The organism is Streptomyces sp. NPDC050508, from assembly GCF_040655155.1.
In the GTDB taxonomy this organism is placed as follows: Bacteria; Actinomycetota; Actinomycetes; order Streptomycetales; family Streptomycetaceae; genus Streptomyces.
The window spans coordinates 52,820-71,396 of sequence record NZ_JBFAJJ010000011.1; the positions used below are offsets into that span (position 1 = coordinate 52,820).

Genomic DNA, 18,577 nt, shown 5'->3' on the forward strand with positions numbered 1-18,577 from the left:
CCCTCCCCGGGGAGTACGGGCTCCTTCCCGCATACCGCGTCCGTGGTACGAAGTCCCATGGCCAGCATCGACAGCCTCGCGATCCGCCGTGCGACCACCGTCGCCGAAGTCACCGCGGCCGAGCACCTCTTCGACGGTCCCGTCCGCGCCCAGTGGGCCGAGCGTTTCCTGACCGCCGACGGACACCATCTCTTCCTCGCGTACGACGGGGAGTCGGTGGTCGGCTTCGTCAGCGGCGTCGAGACCATCCACCCCGACAAGGGCATCGAGATGCTCCTGTACGAACTCGCGGTCGCGGAGCCGTATCGGCGCAGGGGAATCGGGCGGGCGCTGGTGCGACGGCTCGACGTGCTCGCACGGGAGCGGGGCTGCTACGGGATGTGGGTGCTCATCGACACCGGCAACGACGTCGCCCTCGCCACCTACCGCAGCGCGGGTGGCAAGGACGACGGGTCGTGCACGGTGGTGACGTGGGACTTCACGTAGTGAAGTCGATGGGTGAAGGCAGCTTGTGAGAGCCGTGGGTGAAGTCGCCTACGCCTGCTGGTCCTCCGGGATCGACACCAGCCAGCGGGTCTCGCGGCGCGGGCGCAGGTAGAACGCCCAGTAGAGGGTGGCCACGGCGACGATCCCGCCCGTCCACAGGAGATAGCTCGTCTCCTGCTGGGTCAGGATGTAGGCCAGGACCGCGATCAACAGGATCGGCATCGCGGGCCACAGCGGCATGCGCCACGCGTGCGTGTGCCTGTGTGATCCGCGGCGGGAGAGCAGGGCGGCGACCGCGACCAGGAGGTACATGGCGGTCACCGAGACGCCTGTCACGCCGTACAACGTGTCGAGGTTGACGAAGCAGAGGATCGCGCCGGGGATGCCTACGGCGAGGGTGGCCACCCAAGGGGAGCCGAAGCGGCCGAGTTTGGAGAAGAGCGTGTTGACCGGGTGGGGCCACGCTTTGTCCCGGGCCGAGGCGAAGAGGACTCGGGAGTTCTGGATGACCATGACGATGCCCGCGTTGATGATCGCGAGGGCCACGCAGAGGCTGACGAAGGTGCCGACCGCGGAGTTGGACCAGGCGGTGACCATGCTGCTGATGTCGCCGCCCGTCAGTTCCGAGAGGTTCGACGCGCCCATGGTGATCGCGACCACCGGGACCAGGATGATCACCGTGGAGATCGCGAGGGTGGCGAGGACCGTGCGGGCTACGTTTCGGCGCGGGTTCTCCAACTCCTCGGAGAGGTAGACCGCCGTCGAGAAGCCCTGCGTGACGAAGAGGGCGATCGCCAGGCCCGAGACCACCAGCATCGCCGTCACCGTGTCCGTGTGGCCGCCCGTCCCGGCGACCTGCATCGACGTCAGGCTGCCCAAGCCTCGTTGGCTGTGCGTGAAGCCGAGCAGGGCTACGACTCCTGCCGCTATGACCTCCAGGACCAGGAAGATGCCGGTGATCCAGGCGTTGGCGCGCAGGTCCAACAGGCCTGCCAGCGTGGCCAGGAGCATCACGCCGGCGCCGGTCATCGACGGGTTCAGGTGGACTATCGGGGTCAAGTAGTCCGCCGTGCCCATCGCTATCACCGGCGGGACGATCATCACGACCAGGAGGGAGAGGACGAAGACCAGCCAGCCTGCCAGGCGGCCCGCCAGCGTCGACACCATCGCGTACTCGCCGCCCGCGCTGGGGATGAGGGTGCCCAGCTCCGAGTAGCAGAACGCCACGGCGATGCAGAGGACCGAGCCGATCGCGATCGTGAGGGCGGTCGCGGTGCCGAGCGTGCCGAACAGGTCGGGGACGACCACGAAGAGCGTGGAGGCCGGTGTCACGCAGGAGAGTGTGAGGAGCGTGCCGCCGACGATGCCGATGGAGCGCTTCAGCTGTTGCGGACTCTGGGGGCTGTCCGACGTCGCCTCGGAAACGGCGGCCTCGGCAGTGGGGAGGGTGTCGGTCACGCGCTGATGGAACATTGACGGAAACCATCACGTCAATGGGTGTTCACCTACGGAATCCGTTGATCCAGTCCGGTCATAGTGCCGTATTCGGCGCCCGGAGGCAGTGTCGGTCCCGCCTGTGACCGCAACGGGAACCGCAGCCGTCGTAGCCGAAAAAATGGGGCCGTCCGCGATACGGACGGCCCCATTCGGCGATTCTCAGTGGTTGCGCGGGAACCCGAGGTCGACGCCCGTGGGGCCGTCGGCCGGGTCGGGCCAGCGGGTGGTGACGACCTTGCCGCGGGTGTAGAAGTGCGTGCCGTCGTTGCCGTAGATGTGGTGGTCCCCGAAGAGGGAGTCCTTCCAGCCGCCGAAGGAGTGGTAGCCGACGGGGACCGGGATCGGGACGTTCACGCCGACCATGCCGGCCTCGATCTCCAGCTGGAAGCGGCGGGCCGCGCCGCCGTCCCGGGTGAAGATCGCGGTGCCGTTGCCGAAGGGCGAGCTGTTGATGAGGGCGACGCCCTCGTCGTAGGTGTCGACGCGCAGGACGCACAGCACCGGGCCGAAGATCTCGTCCGTGTACGCCTTCGCGGTGGTCGGCACCTTGTCGAGCAGCGAGATGCCGATCCAGTGGCCGTCCTCGAAGCCCTCGACGGTGTAGCCGCTGCCGTCCAGGACGACTTCCGCGCCCTCGGCCGCCGCGCCGGTGACGTAGGACGCCACCTTGTCGCGGTGGACCTTGGTGATGAGCGGGCCCATCTCGGAGGTCGGGTCGTTGCCGGGGCCGATCTTGATCTTCTCGGCGCGCTCGCGGATCTTCTCGACCAGCTCGTCGCCGACCGCGCCGACCGCGACGACCGCCGAGATCGCCATGCAGCGCTCGCCCGCGGAGCCGTAGGCCGCGGACACGACCGCATCCGCCGCCGCGTCCAGGTCGGCGTCCGGCAGGACCAGCATGTGGTTCTTGGCGCCGCCGAGGGCCTGGACGCGCTTGCCGTTCGCGGAGGCCGTGGTGTGGATGTAGCGGGCGATGGGCGTCGAGCCGACGAACGACACCGCCTTGACGTCCGGGTGCTCCAGGAGGCGGTCGACCGCCACCTTGTCACCGTGTACGACGTTGAAGACGCCGTCGGGCAGGCCCGCTTCCGCCAGCAGTTCGGCGATCTTCAGCGATGCCGACGGGTCCTTCTCGGACGGCTTGAGGACGAAGGTGTTGCCGGTCGCGATGGCGATCGGGAACATCCACATCGGCACCATGGCCGGGAAGTTGAACGGCGTGATGCCCGCGACGACGCCCAGCGGCTGGCGGATCGACGCGACGTCCACCTTCGAGGCGACCTCGGTGGACAGCTCGCCCTTCAGCTGCACGGTGATCCCGCACGCCAGGTCGACGATCTCCAGGCCGCGCGCGACCTCGCCCAGCGCGTCGCTGTGCACCTTGCCGTGCTCGGCCGTGATCAGCTCCGCGATGGCGTCCCGGTTGGCGTCCAGCAGCGCGCGGAACTTGAAGAGGATCGTGGTGCGCTTGGCGAGGGACGAGGTGCCCCAGGTCGCGTACGCGTCCTTGGCGGCGGCGACGGCCGCGTCGACCTCGTCGACGGTCGCGAAGGCGACCTTGGTGGTGACCGCGCCGGTCGCCGGGTCGGTGACCGGCCCGTACGTGCCCGACGCGCCTTCGACGGTCTTGCCGCCGATCCAGTGGTTGACGATCTTCGTCATGCCCAGATGCTCCTTCACAGATGGCGGCGTCGGGTGGAGACGTGCCGTTCGTACAGCTCACGTGCCTTGACCGCGGACGATCGGGTCGCGGTCGCGGCCACAGGTACATCCCACCAGGCCTGCGCGGGAGGCGCGCCCGACACTGTGTCTGCGGTTTCGGTCTCCACGTAGACACATGTGGGAGTGTCCGCGGCCCGCGCCACGGCGAGCGCCTCGCGCAGGTCACTGACGGTCTTCGCGCGCAGCACGCGCATGCCGAGGCTGGCCGCGTTGGCGGCGAGGTCGACGGGCAGCGGGGCGCCGGTGTAGGTGCCGTCGTCCGCCTGGTGACGGTAGGCCGTGCCGAAGCGCTCGCCGCCCACCGACTCCGACAGGCCGCCTATCGACGCGTACCCGTGGTTCTGTATCAGCACGACCTTGATCGCGATGCCTTCTTGTACGGCGGTCACGATCTCCGTCGGCATCATCAGATACGTGCCGTCGCCGACCAGCGCCCACACCGGCCGGTCCGGCGCGGCCAGCTTCACGCCGATCGCCGCCGGGATCTCGTAGCCCATGCAGGAGTAGCCGTACTCCAAGTGGTACTGGTCGAACGACCGCGTCCGCCACAGCTTGTGCAGATCGCCGGGGAGCGAGCCGGCCGCGTTGATCAGGATGTCCGACTCGTCGACGATCTCGTCCAGCGCGCCCAGGACTTGGGGCTGCGTCGGTCGTACGTCGGGTTCCTCCGCCTCGTAGCAGGCGTCGACGCGTTGCTCCCAACGCTCCTTGTCCTCGCGGTACTCGGCGATGTAGGACGCGGTGACCCGGTACTCGTCGCTGCCCAACTCCTCGGCCAGCGCGGTGAGTCCGCTGCGGGCGTCCGCGATCAGCGGCTGACCGGCGAGCTTGTGGCCGTCGTACGGGGCGATGTTGAGGTTGAGGAAGCGGACGCCGGGGCGCTCGAAGAGGGTGCCGGAGGCGGTGGTGAAGTCCGTGTAGCGGGTGCCGATGCCGATCACCAGGTCGGCGAGGCGGGCGAGTTCGTCGGCGGTCGCGGTGCCGGTGTGGCCGATGCCGCCGACGTCCTGCGGGTGGTCGTGGTTCAGCGAGCCCTTGCCGGCCTGGGTGGACGCGACCGGGATGCCGGTGGCCGACGCGAACTCGGCGAGGGCTGCCTCGGCCCGGCTGTGGTGGACTCCGCCGCCCGCGATGATCAGAGGGCGCTTGGCGGCCCGAACTGCCCTTACGGCTTCGGCGAGTTCGGCCGGGTCGGCGGCCGGTCGCCGTACGTGCCAGGTGCGTTCGGCGAAGAACTCGTCCGGCCAGTCGTAGGCCTCGGCCTGAACGTCCTGCGGGAGCGCGAGAGTCACGGCCCCGGTCTCCACGGGGTCGGACAGCACGCGCATGGCCTGCAGTGCCGCCGGGATCAACGCCTCGGGGCGGGTGATCCGGTCGAAGTACCTCGACACCGGGCGCAGACAGTCGTTGACCGACACGTCGCCCGCGTACGGGACTTCGAGCTGCTGGAGCACCGGGTCGGCGACGCGGGTGGCGAAGGTGTCGCCGGGGAGGAGCAGGACCGGGAGGTGGTTGATCGTGGCGAGTGCGGCGCCGGTGACGAGGTTGGTGGCGCCCGGGCCGATCGAGGTCGTGACCGCGTGTGCCGACAGGCGGTTCGACTGACGTGCGTAGCCGACGGCCGCGTGCACCATGGACTGTTCGTTGCGGCCCTGGTGGTACGGCATGTCGTCGGCGTACTCAAGAAGCGCCTGGCCGAGGCCGGCCACGTTGCCGTGGCCGAAGATGCCCCAGGTCGCGCCGATCAACCGCCGCCGTACGCCGTCCCGTTCGGTGTACTGGGCGGACAGGAAGCGTACGAGCGCCTGTGCGACCGTGAGCCTCGTCGGTGAGGTCATCGGTATTCCTCCGTGTGGTGCGGGTGGAAGCGGATCTGCCACTCCCGTACGGCTCGGCGACCCCGTCCGACTCGACGTCCGGCGCCCGGAACCTCAGTGCGCACGCTCCGACACGCAGAGTTGTCAGGCGAGTTGGAGACCTCCGGCGCGGGGCCGTAGCGAGCGGGGAGTCGTCGCTCGCACTTCGCTCCTGCCAGGGCGAAGCGGCCTCCCGCGCCGGAGGCGTTCTGTGTCTGGGCGAACATGCTGTCCTCGCCCAGGAGTTGGAACTTTTCGTCCGTAATTCGCACGGTACATCCACCGCTGAGCGGAAGCACGATCCGCTCCCCGTCACCGGCGGCCGTCATAAGCCGGCCCTCACAGCAGCCCTACGGCGGTGTCGACGGCGGCGGCCACGTCTCCGTCCGGCGGATAGAGCAGCGAACGGCCGACCACCAGGCCCCGCACGGTGGGGAGTTGAAGGGCGCCGCGCCACTTCTCGTAGGCGCCGTCCTGGTCGTCGCCGACCTCGCCGCCGAGGAGGACGGCGGGGAGGGTGGAGGTCTCCATGACCTGGGCCATGTCGTCCGGGTTCTCGGTGACCGGGAGCTTGAGCCAGGTGTAGGCCGAAGTGCCGCCCAGGCCCGAGGAGATGGCGATGGACTTGATGACGGCCTCGGCGCTCAGGTCGTTCTTCAGCCTGCCCTCGTCGGTGCGGCGGCTGATGAACGGCTCGACGAACAGCGGGAGTCGGCGCGCGGCCATGTCGTCGATGGCGCGGGCAGTGGACTCCAGGGTGGTGAGCGAGCCCGGGTCGTCGTAGTCGATGCGCAGGAGGAGCTTGCCCGCGTCGAAGTTGAGGCGCTCGATGTCCTGGGCGCGGTGGCCGGTGAAGCGGTCGTCGAGTTCGAAGCTGGCGCCCTGGAGGCCGCCGCGGTTCATCGAGCCCATGACGACCTTGCCGTCGAGGGCGCCGAGGAGGAGCAGGTCGTCGAGGATGTCGGCGGTCGCGAGGACGCCGTCGACGCCGGGCCGGGACAGCGCCAGGCAGAGGCGTTCGAGCAGTTCGGCACGGTTGGCCATGGCGAACTTGCGGTCGCCGACGCCGAGCGCGCCGCGGGCCGGGTGGTCGGCGGCGACGATCATCAGCCGGCCGGCCTCGTTGAGGAGAGGCCGCCGGACACGGCGGGCGGCGGCCTCGGAGATCGCCTCGGGGTGCCGGGTGCGGACCCGGACGAGCTCGGAGATGTCGACGCGAGGACCGGTGCCGCTCTCGTGCCCCGCGGGGCCGGAGGGATCCGAGGGACCGGAGAGACCGTCCCCGCCCCCGTGTTCGTGCTCGGCGCCCGCGACGCGGCCCGCCCTCACAGGACCGCTCCGGCGGCGATGGCACCCTCGACCTCGGCGACCGTGGGCATCGCGGACGAGCACTCCAGGCGGGAGGCGACGATCGCGCCGGCCGCGTTGGCGTGCCGCATGATCTTCTCCAGGTCCCAGCCGGCCAGCAGGCCGTGGCACAGCGAGCCGCCGAAGGCGTCACCGGCGCCGAGTCCGTTGAGGACGTTCACGGGCAGCGGGGGCACCTCGGCCGACTCGCCGTCCCGGTTGACCGCGAGGACGCCCTTGGGGCCCTGCTTGACGACGGCGAGTTCGACACCGGCGTCCAGGAGCGCCTGAGCTGCGGCGTGCGGCTCGCGTACGCCGGTGGCGACCTCGACCTCGTCGAGGTTGCCGACGGCGACAGTGGTGTGGCGGAGGGCCTCTTCGTAGAAGGGGCGGGCCGCGCTCGGGTCCTTCCAGAACATCGGCCGCCAGTCGAGGTCGAAGACCGTCGTACCGGACTTGGCGCGATGGGCGAGGGCCGCGAGCGTGGCCGTACGGCTGGGCTCCTCGCTCAGGCCCGTGCCGGTGATCCAGAAGATGCGGGCCTCGTGGATCGCGTCCAGGTCGAGGTCGTGGGCGTCGATCTCCAGGTCCGGGGCCTTGGGCTGCCGGTAGAAGTACAGCGGGAAGTCGTCCGGCGGGAAGACCTCGCAGAAGGTGACCGGCGTCGGCAGGCCGGGGGCCGGGGTGACCCAGCGGTCGTCGACGCCGAAGTCGCGCAGCGCCTCGTGCAGGTAGGTGCCGAAGGGGTCGTCGCCCGTGCGCGTGATCACGGCCGTACTGCGACCCAGCCGGGCGGCGGCGACCGCGACGTTCGTCGCCGAACCGCCCAGGAACTTCCCGAAGGTCGTCACCTGAGGCAGCGGCACGCCCGTCTGCAGCGGATAGAGGTCCACCCCTATCCGCCCCATGGTGATCAGGTCGTACGCCATCGGTTTCCCTTCGCGCCCTCACGCCCGGCCCCCCTGAGGACCGGATGCGGAGCGGCTTCGTTTCGGCTCTCCACGGTTTGTAGTCCCGCGCCCCGAGCCCTGTCAATGTTTTGTCCAGACATTCGGACCAGACCTTGACACCTTTGCGGTCACCGAGGGATGCGCGGCACCTCTCGCGTCAGGAGTCAACGCGCCGCGCCTCCGCGCCCGCGTGCGCCTTTGCGTCACCTCTGTCACAAAAGCCCCCCTCGTGTCACACATGTCGCGCGTACGCGGGTCTTGCGTCACACCCGGCACACAGGCACTTCCCCTTCCTCACTCTGTGTCGTTGACCGAGCACAGGCTTTGTGATCGCCAGCGCAGCGCACGGCTCCCCCGACGGCCGCCCCCGGCCGCCGCCGCGGCGCGCGCAGGGAGGTGCACTCATGACCGACCGACGGCTCTGGTCGTACAAGGAAATCGCGGCCCACATCCGCGTCCAGCCCGACACCGTCCGCTCCTACCGCAAGCACGGCCTGTTGCCCCCGCCCGACCACGTGGAGAGCGGCAAGCCGTTCTGGTACGCCGACACGGTCCGGGCCTGGGTCGCCTCCCGGCCCGGCAACCGGGGCCGCAGGGACGACTGACCCGAGCCGGTGGGCCGGCGCGGTACCGGGCGCCCGGTACCGCGCCGGTCGCGTGCGGGTGGCGTGCGGGGTGGGCCAATTCGATTGCCGGTACGGCCGACCGCCGCCGAGAATCCCCGGATGAACCTCTCCGTCAAACCCGTCCTCACCGGCGAGAAGACCGTCCTGCGCCCCTTCACCGGGGCGGACGCCGAGCCGATGTGGAAGCTGATCCAGGACCCGGAGGTCGTCCGCTTCACCTTCAAGCCGTCGACCGAATTCACCTTGGAACAGCTGCGTTCCGTCTACGGTGCCCGGGCCACCCAGCCCGACCGCCTCGACCTCGCCGTCACCGACCCCGCGACCGGTGAACTCCTCGGCGAGGTCGTCCTGTACGAGTGGTGCCCCGACGCCCGCAGCTGCACCTTCCGCACCCTCATCGGCCCCCGTGGCCGCGGCCGGGGCATCGGCACGGAGGCGACCCGCCTGATCGTCGGGTACGGCTTCGAGCAACTTGGCCTGCACCGCGTCCAGTTGGAGCTCTACGGCAACAATCACCGGGCCCGGCGGGTGTACGAGAAGGTCGGGTTCGTGGTCGAGGGTGCGCGGCGCGAGGCCGAGTTGCGGGACGGGGAGTGGGTCGACGAGGTGCTCATGGGGTTGCTCGACCGCGAGTGGAGCGCGCACCGCGGGTACCCCGAAGCCGACGTCAGCTCCACGGCTCGATGACCGTCACCCCCGCTCCCGGCGCCGTGCCCATCGCGGCGAGCGCCTTCGGGGTCTCGTCCAGGGTGATCGTGGAGGTGGCCAGGAGGTCGGGGCGCAGCACTCCCGCCCGGACCAGTTCCAGCATCGGCGGGTAGGTGTGGGCTGCCATGCCGTGGCTGCCGAGGAGTTCGAGCTCCAGGGACAGCGCGCGGGCCATGGGGACCGGGGTCGTGCCGGAGGGGGAGGGGAGGAGGCCCACCTGGATGTGGCGGCCCCGGCGGCGCAGGCCGTTCACGGAGGCGGCGCAGGTCGCCGGTGAGCCCAGCGCGTCCAGGGAGAGGTGGGCGCCGCCGCCCGTCAGCTCGCGTACCGCCTGCGCGGTGTCCGGGACGCTCGCGCCGTCCACGCACTCCGCCGCCCCGAACTTCCTTGCCAGGTCCAGCGCTTGGGGCGAGACGTCGACGGCGACGACCCGGGCGCCCGAGGCCGCCGCGATCATCACCGCCGACAGGCCGACTCCCCCGCAGCCGTGCACCGCGACCCACTCCCCCGCGGCGACCCGGCCCCGCTGCACCACCGCGCGGAACGCCGTGGCGAACCGGCAGCCGAGCGAGGCCGCCGTCGCGAAGGACATCTCGTCCGGCACCGCGACCAGGTTCACGTCGGCGTGGTGCAGCGCCACGTACTGGGCGAAGGAACCCCAGTGCGTGAAGCCCGGCTGGGTCTGCCGCTCGCACACCTGCTGGTCGCCGGCCGCGCATGCTCCGCAGGTTCCGCAGGCGCACACGAAAGGTACGGTGACGCGGTCGCCGGGGTGCCAGTTGGTCACCCGGGCGCCCACCGTCTCGACCACACCGGCGAGTTCATGGCCCGGTACGTGAGGGAGCGTGATGTCGGGGTCGTGGCCCTGCCAGCCGTGCCAGTCGCTGCGGCAGAGGCCGGTGGCTTCGACCCGGACGGTCACTCCGTGGTCTGCGGGGTGGGGGTCGGGTACGTCGCGTACTTCGGCGGGTTCACCGTATTGCTCGAACACCACCGCTTTCATTCAGGCTCCCATCGCCGTTGTTATCTGCAGGTTCGTCGTGGCTGGTCGCGCAGTTCCCCGCGCCCCTAGGTGGGTTCTCTCCTGCCTCGCTTAGACCGAACCGTTCATGCAGTTTCCGCAACCAACCCGGCGCCCACCAAGTCGCCCTCCCCGTCAGCTTCATCACTGCCGGGACCAGCAGGCTGCGGACGATCATCGCGTCCATCAGGACCGCCAGCGCGATGCCCAGGCCGAGCATCTTGGTGTTGGCGATCCGGGACGTGCCGATCGCGACCATCACCACCGCCAGGATCACCGCCGCCGCCGTGATCAGGCCGCCCGTGCGCTGGAGGCCGTGGCGGACCGCCTGGTTGTGGTCGCCCGTGCGGTCGTACTCCTCCTTGATGCGGGAGAGCAGGAACACGCCGTAGTCCATGGAGAGTCCGAAGGCCACGCAGAACATGAGGACGGGCAGGGTCGTCTCTATCGAGCCGGTGCTGGTGAAGCCGAGCAGGCCGGAGAGGTGGCCGTCCTGGAAGACCCAGACGACCGCGCCGAACATCGCCGTGAGGCTGAGCGCGTTGAGCAGTACCGCCTGGAGGGGGATCACCACGCTGCCGGTCAGGAGGAAGACCAGGAGCAGGGTGACCACGGTGATGAGGGCGACCGCCCAGGGCAGGCGGCTCGCTATCGCGTGCTTGGAGTCGACCAGGACGGCCGCCGTGCCGGTCACCTCGGTGGTGAAGGGGGCGTCCGTGGCGCGCAGGTCGCCGACCAGGCGCTGGGCCGTGTCACCGACCGCCTCGCCCTTGGGCAGCACCGTGAAGTACGCCGAGTCGCCCTGCACCACCGGTCCGTCCACCCGCACCACCTCGGGGAGTCGGGAGATTCCGGCCTTGTACGCGGTGTACTGCGCCGGTGTCGCCCGTCCCTCGGCGAGCACTTCGAGGGTGCCGCCGGGGTTGCCCGGGAAGCCGTCGCGGATGTCCTGCTGCACGACGTGCGACTCGGCGCCCGAGGGCAGTTGCCGGTCGTCCGCGGTGCCGAACTTGACGCCCAGGAAGGGCAGTCCGAGGAGGACGAGGACGGCTGTGGTGGCGAGGGCGAAGAAGGGGGCCCGGCGCATCACCAGGCTCGCCGTGCGCGCCCAGGCCGTGCCCTCCTCGCCGGAGGCCCTCGCCGGCCGGCCGCGGCGGAACAGGCGCCGTAGATCGAGGGAGTTGACCCGGTGGCCGAGCAGCAGGAGTGCCGCCGGGAGGAGGATCAGGGCAGCTGCCGCTGCCAGGAGCACCACGGCGATGCCCGCGTAGGCGAAGGAGCGCAGGAAGTACATCGGGAAGACGAGCATCGCGGCCAGGGACACCGCGACCGTGAGGGCGGAGAAGAGCACCGTGCGGCCGGCTGTGCGCAGGGTGGTGGCGATGGCGGTCAACGGCTCGGCGCCGGTGGACAGTTCCTCGCGGAAGCGGCGGACGATGAACAGGGCGTAGTCGATGGCCAGGCCGAGGCCCAGGGCCGTGGTGAGGTTCATCGCGAAGACCGAGACGTCGGTGAACTCCGTGAGGCCGCGCAGCACCGCGTTCGTCCCGAGGATCGCGACGATGCCGATGCCCAGGGGCAGCAGGGCCGCGATCGCGGAGCCGAAGACCATCACCAGCAGGAGGAGGGTCACCGGCAGGGCGATCATCTCGGCACGGGCCAGGTCCTCCTGGATGGTCGTCTGTATCTCGTGGCGGACGGCGACGATGCCGCCGATCTTGACCCGCACCGGGCCGTGGGTGCCGCGGAGGGCGGGCGCGATGCGGTCCAGGGTGTTGCTCATCGCCTTCTCGTCGCCCGTGATGTGGGCGGCGATCAGCGCCTCGTGTCCGTCCTTCGCGCGCAGGGACGGGGATTTGGTCTGCCAGTACGAGCCGACACCGATGACGCCCCGCTCAGCGGTCAGGCGGGCGGTGAGGCGGGCGGCCTCCGCGGTGACCGCCGGGTCGTCCACGGAGGCGCTGCCGGAGTCGACGAGCAGCAGGAGGTTGGGCTGGGAGGCCGGGAACTCCCGCTCCAGTGCCTTGGTCGCGTACGTCGACTGGGCGGTCGGGTCCTCCCAGCCGCCGCTGCCCAGCCGGTCGGCGACCCCGCTGCCGGCCACCACGGCGAGCGCGGTGAGCACCAGGGCCACGAGCAGCGACAACCGCGGGCGGGCGGTCACGAAACGTGCCCATCCCCCGAGGCGCGGTGGGCTGTTGACTTCGGTCATCGTGCGGTGCTCCCCTTCACCTTGACCCGGCCTCCGCGCAGAGCGGTGGCTCGGGTCGGCCTTGCAATAAAATGGGAAACACGAGCAACCGCTCGCGTTTCGCCGGAGCACCAGAATGCGAGCGACCGCTCGCGTTTGTCAATCACGTTCGGAGAGCTGGGGATAACTCGTGCCCGTGGACCAGGAGAAGGCCGGCCCCCGCCGCCAGGCCCGCGGCGAGCGCCGCATCGCCCAGCTGCTGGAGGCCGCCGCGTCCGTCTTCTGCACGACGGGCTACACCGCGTCCAGCACCAACGCCATCGCCCGCGAAGCCGGTGTCTCACCGGGCACGCTGTACCAGTTCTTCCCGAACAAGGAAGCGATCGCGATCGAGCTGGGCGACCGGCTGGTGCACGAGATGCGGGACACCTACGGCGAGGCGCTGGCCCCGGTCGACCCGTCGACCCCGCTGGAGGAAGCCGTCGGCACCGCGGTCGACCGTTTCATCGCCTTCAACTGCCAGCACCCGGTGTTCTTCGCCCTGATGCACGGCCCGGACATCCCCGGCCGGCTCACCGAGGAGCACGACGCGCTGCACGCGAACCTGCTCGCCCGGGTCGAGGCGCTGATCGCGTTCTACCTCCCCGACGCCCCCACCACCGACGTCGCCCGCACCGCACGCATGTGCTTCGGCCTCTACAAGGCCGGCCTCGAACTGGTCCTCTCCCACGAGGGCACCGAACGCGAGGCGTACATCCAGGAGTTGAAGAACGTCCTGATCCGCTACCTGGCCCCGATGGTCAGCGCGGCGCAGGGCGCGGCCTGACGCGCGCCCCCTCGCCGCCTCACCACGACTCCGCCCCCGTGACCGCGTCCTCCCCCGCGACCCGCTCTCCCCGCAGCTTCAACGCGACCAGCGGAAACACCAGCACCGAAACCATCGCCGCCCCGACCAGTGCCGCCGCGTCCGCCGACTTCAGGACCTTGTCGTCGACCCCGATGGTGGTGATGGCGACGACCAGGGGCAGTGCCGTGGAGGCGAAGAGGGTGAGGGCGCGCCGGTCCCGTCGTACGAGATCGCGCGGGGCGAGGACGTGGACCGGAAGGCCGCGGACGAGGAGGAACAGCACCAGGAAGACCGGCAGGAGCAGCAGGGCGTGGCCCCCGGACAGCAGTGCGTCGAGGTCGAACTCGATGCCGGTGACGACGAAGAACACCGGTACCAGGAAGCCGAAGCCCATCGCCTCGACCTTCTCCAGGACCGACCCCGCGCTCTCCGGAGCCGCCCCGTGCAGCACCAGGCGGGTGATCAGGCCGGCGGCGAAGGCGCCGAGGAGGGTGTCCAGGCCGAGGGCCCCGGCGATGCCCAGCATCACCGCGAGGAGCAGCACCACCAGCCGTACGGCGAACTGGCCGCTGCTGTGCAGGGTCTTGGCGATGACCCGGGAGAACCACGGCGGGCGCGGGCGCAGCGCCCACCACACGGCCGCGGCCGTGAGCAGGGCGAACACGGCGAGCACGGCCGTCGAGCGGCCCGGCGCTCGGCCGCTCAGCAGCAGGGCCATCGCGATGATCGGGCCGAACTCCCCCACCGCGCCGAACGCCAGCATCACGGAGCCAAAACGCGAGTGCAGGTCCCCGGCGTCGCGCAGCACGGGCAGGACCGTGCCGAGGGCGGTGCTGGTGAGGGCCGTGCCGACGTAGACGCCCTTGGACCAGCCGGAGAGCGCGGTGGCGAGGATCAGGCCTGCCGCCAAAGAGATCAGCCACGCGCGTACCGACCGTTTGAGCGTGTCCCCTCGGATCTTGTCGAACTCGATCTCGTACCCGGCGAGGAAGATCAGCATCGTCAGACCGAGGTCGGAGAGGGTGTCGATCACCTGTCCGTCGCCCGCCCAGCCGAGTGCGTCCGGTCCTACGAGGATGCCCAGCAGGATCTCGAAGATGACCAGCGGGACCGGTAGACGGCGGCCGATCGCGTAGGCCAGCAGGGGGGCCAGTACCGCGATGGCCATGATCAGGATGAGCGTCCCGGACTGCGACATGAGGCGTATCTACCATAAAGTGCCGGTAAATCCGCCCTGCAGGAGTACGAGGGGATCTGCCGTGACCTACTCTCCGCCGCCCGGCGCACCCCGGGCCCGTATCCCCGGGCCGCAGCAGCCGCCGCCGACGTACCCCCAGATCCGTACCGGCCGGTGGAAGCACTGCCTGGGCGGCGGGCTGGCGCTGTGGGTGCTGACCGCGCTGGTCACGTACGCGACGAAGAACACGACCCTGCTGCCGACGCTGATCCTGCTCGGCAGCTTCCTGGTCCCGGTCACCTTCGTGCTGTGGGCGTACGAGCGGCACGGGCGCGACCTGGGCGTCAGCGTGATCCTGGGCTGCTTCCTGACCGGCGGCACGCTCGGGGTGCTGGGCGCCTCGGTGATGGAGTACTACCTGCTGCACCCCTCGCTGTGGATGTTCGTCGGCGTCGGCCTCATCGAGGAGGCCGTGAAGCTGGGGGCACTGATGTTCGTGCTGCGCCGGCAGCCCCGGCTGCACGGGATCCGTGCCGGGCTGGTGCTCGGCGCGACGGTCGGCTTCGGTTTCGCGGCCCTGGAGAGCGCCGGGTACGCCTTCAACGCGGCCGTCTCCACCAAGGGCATCGATCTGCGGGCGCTGCTGGAGACCGAGATCCTGCGCGGGGTCCTCGCACCCTTCGGGCACGGCCTGTGGACGGCGGTCGCGGGTGCCGTACTGCTCTCCTACCGGCAGCTGAACGGGCGTTTCCGCTTCACCGGGCCGGTCGTCGGCACGTATCTCGGCGTCTCACTGCTGCACGCCCTGTGGGACTCGACGCACGGCATCGCGATCTGGCTGGTGGCCCGGCTGTCGGGCACGGGGCTGGACAAGCACCTGTTCGCCCAGGGGTACATCCTCCGGCCGACCGACCAGCAGGAGCACCTCTTCACGATGTTCTCGGTGGGCGGGACGGTGCTCGTGGCACTGCTCGGCGTCGGCTGGGTGCGGTCGCTGGCCCGACGCGACCCCTCTTGGAGAAATACCCCCTAGGGGTATAGTGTGGAGTACAGAGTGAGCCACCGTGGACCACTCCGACCCCATCTGCCTCCACACGCCTCCACGAGGAGAACGACATGACCGCCCAGACCGACACCCAGGGTTCCGTCACCACCGTCTACAAGGTGAGCGGGATGAGCTGCGGACACTGCGAGGGCTCCGTCTCCGGCGAGATCTCCGGGCTGCCCGGTGTCAGCTCGGTGACGGCCGTCGCGTCGACCGGCGAGGTCACCGTCGTATCCGCCGCCCCGCTCGACGACGAGGCCGTGCGCGCGGCCGTCGACGAGGCGGGCTTCGAGCTCGTCGGCCAGGTCTGACAGCAGCACCGGCACCACACTTCTGTTCTCTCCGACCGGGCCGTGCCGACCAGCTGATACTGGCTCCGTGCGGTCCGGTCCGATGTCTGGAGTCCGGACATGACCAGCAGCACCACCACGATCGGCACCACCGCAGAGACACCCATAGCCGCGGCCCCCGAATCCGCCGCCGCAGAGGTCGAGTTGCTCATCGGCGGGATGACCTGCGCCTCCTGCGCGGCCCGCGTCGAGAAGAAGCTCAACCGCATGGACGGCGTCAGCGCCACCGTCAACTACGCGACCGAGAAGGCGAAGGTCAGCTACCCGGCGGGAATCCAGGTCGCCGACCTCATCGCTACGGTCGTGAAGACCGGGTACACCGCCGAGGAACCCGCACCGCCGCAACCCGAGACACCGGTTCGCGACGACGATCCCGAACTCGCCTCCCTGCGCGAGCGGTTGACCGTCTCCGTCCTCCTCGCCCTGCCCGTCGTGCTGCTCTCGATGATCCCGGCCCTGCAGTTCGACAACTGGCAGTGGCTCGCACTCACCCTCGCCGCGCCCGTCGTCGTCTGGGGCGGACTGCCGTTCCACAAGGCCGCGTTCACCAACGCCCGGCACGGCGCGGCCACTATGGACACCCTCGTCTCCGTCGGCACGCTGGCCGCGTTCGGCTGGTCGCTGTGGGCGCTGTTCTGGGGCGACGCGGGCATGGCCGGCATGCACGACGAGTTCCGTCTCACCGTCTCGCGTACGGACGGCGCCTCGACGATCTACCTCGAAGTGGCCGCCGGAGTCGTCGCGTTGATCCTGCTGGGCCGCTATCTGGAGGCCCGCTCCAAGCGCCGCGCGGGGGCCGCCCTGCGCGCGCTCATGCAACTGGGCGCCAAGGACGTCGCCGTACTGCGGGACGGGCGTGAAGTACGGGTCCCGGTCGCCGAGTTGGCGGTCGGCGACCGCTTCGTCGTACGGCCCGGGGAGAAGATCGCGACCGACGGCACCGTCGTCGAAGGTGTCTCGGCGGTCGACGCGTCGATGCTGACCGGCGAGTCGGTGCCGGTCGACGTGGCACCGGGTGACACCGTCACGGGCGCGACCGTGAACGCCGGCGGGCGGCTCGTCGTAGAAGCGAGTCGTGTCGGATCCGACACCCAACTCGCCCGCATGGCACGGCTGGTGGAGGACGCGCAGAACGGCAAGGCGGAGGTGCAGCGGCTCGCGGACCGGATCTCCGGGATCTTCGTGCCGGTGGTGCTGCTGATCGCGGTCGGCACGTTCGGGGTGTGGCTCGGAGTCACCGGTGACACGGCCGCCGCGTTCACCGCGGCCGTCGCCGTGCTGATCATCGCCTGCCCGTGCGCGCTCGGCCTGGCCACCCCGACCGCCCTCATGGTCGGCACGGGCCGCGGCGCCCAACTGGGCATCCTCATCAAGGGCCCCGAGGTCCTGGAGTCCACCCGCCGCGTCGACACCGTCGTACTCGACAAGACCGGCACCATCACCACCGGCCGCATGACCCTCCAGGAGGTCTACGTCGCCGAGGGCACCGACGAGCGGGAGTTGCTGCGGCTCGCGGGCGCCCTGGAGCACGCCTCCGAGCACCCCGTCGCGCGGGCCGTGGCGGCGGGCGCGGAGGAGCGGGTGGGACCGCTGCCGTCGGCCGAGCACTTCGAGAACGTGCCCGGGCGCGGCGTGCGCGGACGCGTGGAGGGCCGTGAGGTGGCCGTGGGGCGCCTCTTCGACGTTCTTCCGGAGGAGTTGGCCCGCGCCCGGTCCGAGGCCGAGAGCGGCGGACGTACGGCCGTGGTGGTCGGCTGGGACGGAGCGGCGCGCGGGATCGTCGCGGTCGCCGACGCGGTGAAGGAGACGAGCGCCGAGGCCGTACGCGAACTGCGGGCCCTCGGACTCACCCCGGTGCTGCTGACCGGCGACAACCGCACGGTGGCGGAAGCCGTGGCCACCGCCGTCGGGATCGACCCCGGGGACGTCATCGCCGAGGTGCTGCCCGAGGACAAGGTCGACGTCGTACGACGGCTTCAGCGCGAGGGGCGGACCGTCGCGATGGTCGGCGACGGCGTGAACGACGCCGCCGCGCTCGCCACCGCCGACCTGGGGCTGGCGATGGGCACCGGGACGGACGCGGCGATCGAGGCGAGCGATCTGACGCTGGTGCGCGGGGACCTACGGGTGGCCGCGGACGCGATCCGGCTGTCGCGGCGGACGCTCGGCACCATCAAGGGCAATCTCGTGTGGGCTTTCGGATACAACGTGGCGGCGCTCCCGCTGGCCGCCGCGGGCATGCTGAACCCCATGATCGCGGGGGCCGCGATGGCCTTCTCCTCGGTGTTCGTGGTCTCCAACAGCCTGCGACTCAGGACATTTCGCTGAAGTTCCGCAAAGTTACCGGGAGTTACGGGAACCTGAAGTAAGAGTCCCTCTAGAGACCGACGACGGGCTCACATAAGCTCTTCACAAGGCTCGCGCATCATCCTTACGCTGGGGTCCCGACCGCGACATCGGGGCTCTTGCGCATCTAACGGACATATGCAAGAGACGCAGATCACAGTGATGTGAACGTAACCATCGAAGGGGTTCGAAGGTCTAAGTTGACGATGTCAGTAAGCGTCTTGGGGGGCGCGAACTGGCATCTGAGGATGTCTTGGGGGACTTCCTCAGAGGTGCGTTGCCGGGACACGTGCAACGGGGAGCTTTGAGCGGCCCTCCCGACGTGCGATGTCCCGGCAGACCGCACACATCACTGGCACCACCCAGTAGTACGAGGAGTTTTGCTCGTTCTGCTCAACGAAGCCCAGA

At 70.2% G+C, this 18,577-nt stretch carries 15 protein-coding genes and 1 pseudogene; 7 read left to right on the forward strand and 9 right to left on the reverse strand.

Annotated elements, in window-relative coordinates; translation table 11 throughout:
* Positions 1-57: 57 nt before the first annotated feature.
* Positions 58-486, forward strand: coding sequence for a GNAT family N-acetyltransferase (locus AB0I69_RS29120; protein WP_363098679.1), 429 nt, complete (start codon positions 58-60; stop codon positions 484-486).
* A gap of 48 nt (positions 487-534) precedes the next feature.
* On the opposite strand, the gene AB0I69_RS29125 is transcribed toward AB0I69_RS29120, so the two are convergent.
* From AB0I69_RS29125 to iolC, 6 genes and pseudogenes are all read right to left on the reverse strand, one after another.
* Positions 535-1,944, reverse strand: a complete 1,410-nt coding sequence (locus AB0I69_RS29125) for an APC family permease (protein ID WP_363098680.1) — start codon at positions 1,942-1,944, stop codon at positions 535-537.
* Between the two features lie 198 nt (positions 1,945-2,142).
* Positions 2,143-3,645, reverse strand: coding sequence for a CoA-acylating methylmalonate-semialdehyde dehydrogenase (gene mmsA, locus AB0I69_RS29130; RefSeq protein ID WP_363098681.1), 1,503 nt, complete (start codon positions 3,643-3,645; stop codon positions 2,143-2,145).
* 14 nt (positions 3,646-3,659) lie between these two features.
* Positions 3,660-5,543, reverse strand: coding sequence for a 3D-(3,5/4)-trihydroxycyclohexane-1,2-dione acylhydrolase (decyclizing) (gene iolD, locus AB0I69_RS29135; RefSeq protein ID WP_363098682.1), 1,884 nt, complete (start codon positions 5,541-5,543; stop codon positions 3,660-3,662).
* Positions 5,544-5,683: 140 nt separating this feature from the next.
* Positions 5,684-5,878 (reverse strand): annotated as a pseudogene (locus AB0I69_RS29140) (5-deoxy-glucuronate isomerase); the annotation flags it as partial.
* A 22-nt stretch (positions 5,879-5,900) separates the two neighbouring features.
* Entirely contained in the window at positions 5,901-6,890 is a 990-nt protein-coding gene (locus AB0I69_RS29145) for a deoxyribose-phosphate aldolase (protein WP_363098683.1), read from the reverse strand.
* Positions 6,887-7,837 (reverse strand): 5-dehydro-2-deoxygluconokinase, encoded by a 951-nt coding sequence (gene iolC, locus AB0I69_RS29150; RefSeq protein ID WP_363098684.1) that lies wholly within the window; start codon positions 7,835-7,837, stop codon positions 6,887-6,889. The genes AB0I69_RS29145 and iolC overlap by 4 nt, the downstream gene beginning before the upstream one ends.
* A gap of 425 nt (positions 7,838-8,262) precedes the next feature.
* Between iolC and AB0I69_RS29155 the strand changes: the two genes are divergently transcribed.
* A complete protein-coding gene (locus AB0I69_RS29155) occupies positions 8,263-8,463 on the forward strand; it encodes a MerR family transcriptional regulator (RefSeq protein WP_200691293.1) in 201 nt (66 codons plus the stop codon).
* 120 nt (positions 8,464-8,583) lie between these two features.
* Positions 8,584-9,171: a GNAT family protein gene (locus tag AB0I69_RS29160; RefSeq protein ID WP_363098685.1), complete on the forward strand. Its 588-nt coding sequence runs from the start codon at positions 8,584-8,586 to the stop codon at positions 9,169-9,171.
* On the opposite strand, the gene AB0I69_RS29165 is transcribed toward AB0I69_RS29160, so the two are convergent.
* A complete protein-coding gene (locus AB0I69_RS29165) occupies positions 9,152-10,195 on the reverse strand; it encodes a zinc-dependent alcohol dehydrogenase family protein (protein WP_363098686.1) in 1,044 nt (347 codons plus the stop codon). The two genes, AB0I69_RS29160 and AB0I69_RS29165, sit on opposite strands and share 20 nt — an antisense overlap.
* Complete coding sequence (locus tag AB0I69_RS29170) at positions 10,164-12,425, reverse strand: MMPL family transporter (RefSeq protein ID WP_363098687.1); 2,262 nt, start codon at positions 12,423-12,425, stop codon at positions 10,164-10,166. The genes AB0I69_RS29165 and AB0I69_RS29170 overlap by 32 nt, the downstream gene beginning before the upstream one ends.
* Positions 12,426-12,594: 169 nt before the next feature.
* Between AB0I69_RS29170 and AB0I69_RS29175 the strand changes: the two genes are divergently transcribed.
* Positions 12,595-13,230, forward strand: a complete 636-nt coding sequence (locus tag AB0I69_RS29175) for a TetR/AcrR family transcriptional regulator (protein WP_363098688.1) — start codon at positions 12,595-12,597, stop codon at positions 13,228-13,230.
* 19 nt (positions 13,231-13,249) lie between these two features.
* Here AB0I69_RS29175 and AB0I69_RS29180 read toward each other — a convergent pair whose 3' ends face one another.
* Complete coding sequence (locus AB0I69_RS29180) at positions 13,250-14,449, reverse strand: cation:proton antiporter (RefSeq protein ID WP_363098689.1); 1,200 nt, start codon at positions 14,447-14,449, stop codon at positions 13,250-13,252.
* A gap of 61 nt (positions 14,450-14,510) precedes the next feature.
* Here AB0I69_RS29180 and AB0I69_RS29185 point away from each other — a divergent pair, with 61 nt between their 5' ends.
* The 3 genes from AB0I69_RS29185 (at position 14,511) to AB0I69_RS29195 (ending at position 18,151) form a co-directional block, all read left to right on the forward strand.
* Positions 14,511-15,461, forward strand: a complete 951-nt coding sequence (locus AB0I69_RS29185; RefSeq protein ID WP_363098690.1) for a PrsW family intramembrane metalloprotease — start codon at positions 14,511-14,513, stop codon at positions 15,459-15,461.
* Between the two features lie 83 nt (positions 15,462-15,544).
* The gene (locus tag AB0I69_RS29190) at positions 15,545-15,784 is read left to right on the forward strand and encodes a heavy-metal-associated domain-containing protein (protein ID WP_363098691.1); all 240 of its coding nucleotides are present in this window, start codon (positions 15,545-15,547) and stop codon (positions 15,782-15,784) included.
* A 99-nt stretch (positions 15,785-15,883) separates the two neighbouring features.
* Positions 15,884-18,151 carry a heavy metal translocating P-type ATPase gene (locus AB0I69_RS29195; RefSeq protein WP_363098692.1) on the forward strand — a complete coding sequence of 756 codons (2,268 nt, stop codon included), beginning with the start codon at positions 15,884-15,886 and terminating at the stop codon, positions 18,149-18,151.
* Positions 18,152-18,577 lie beyond the last annotated feature (426 nt).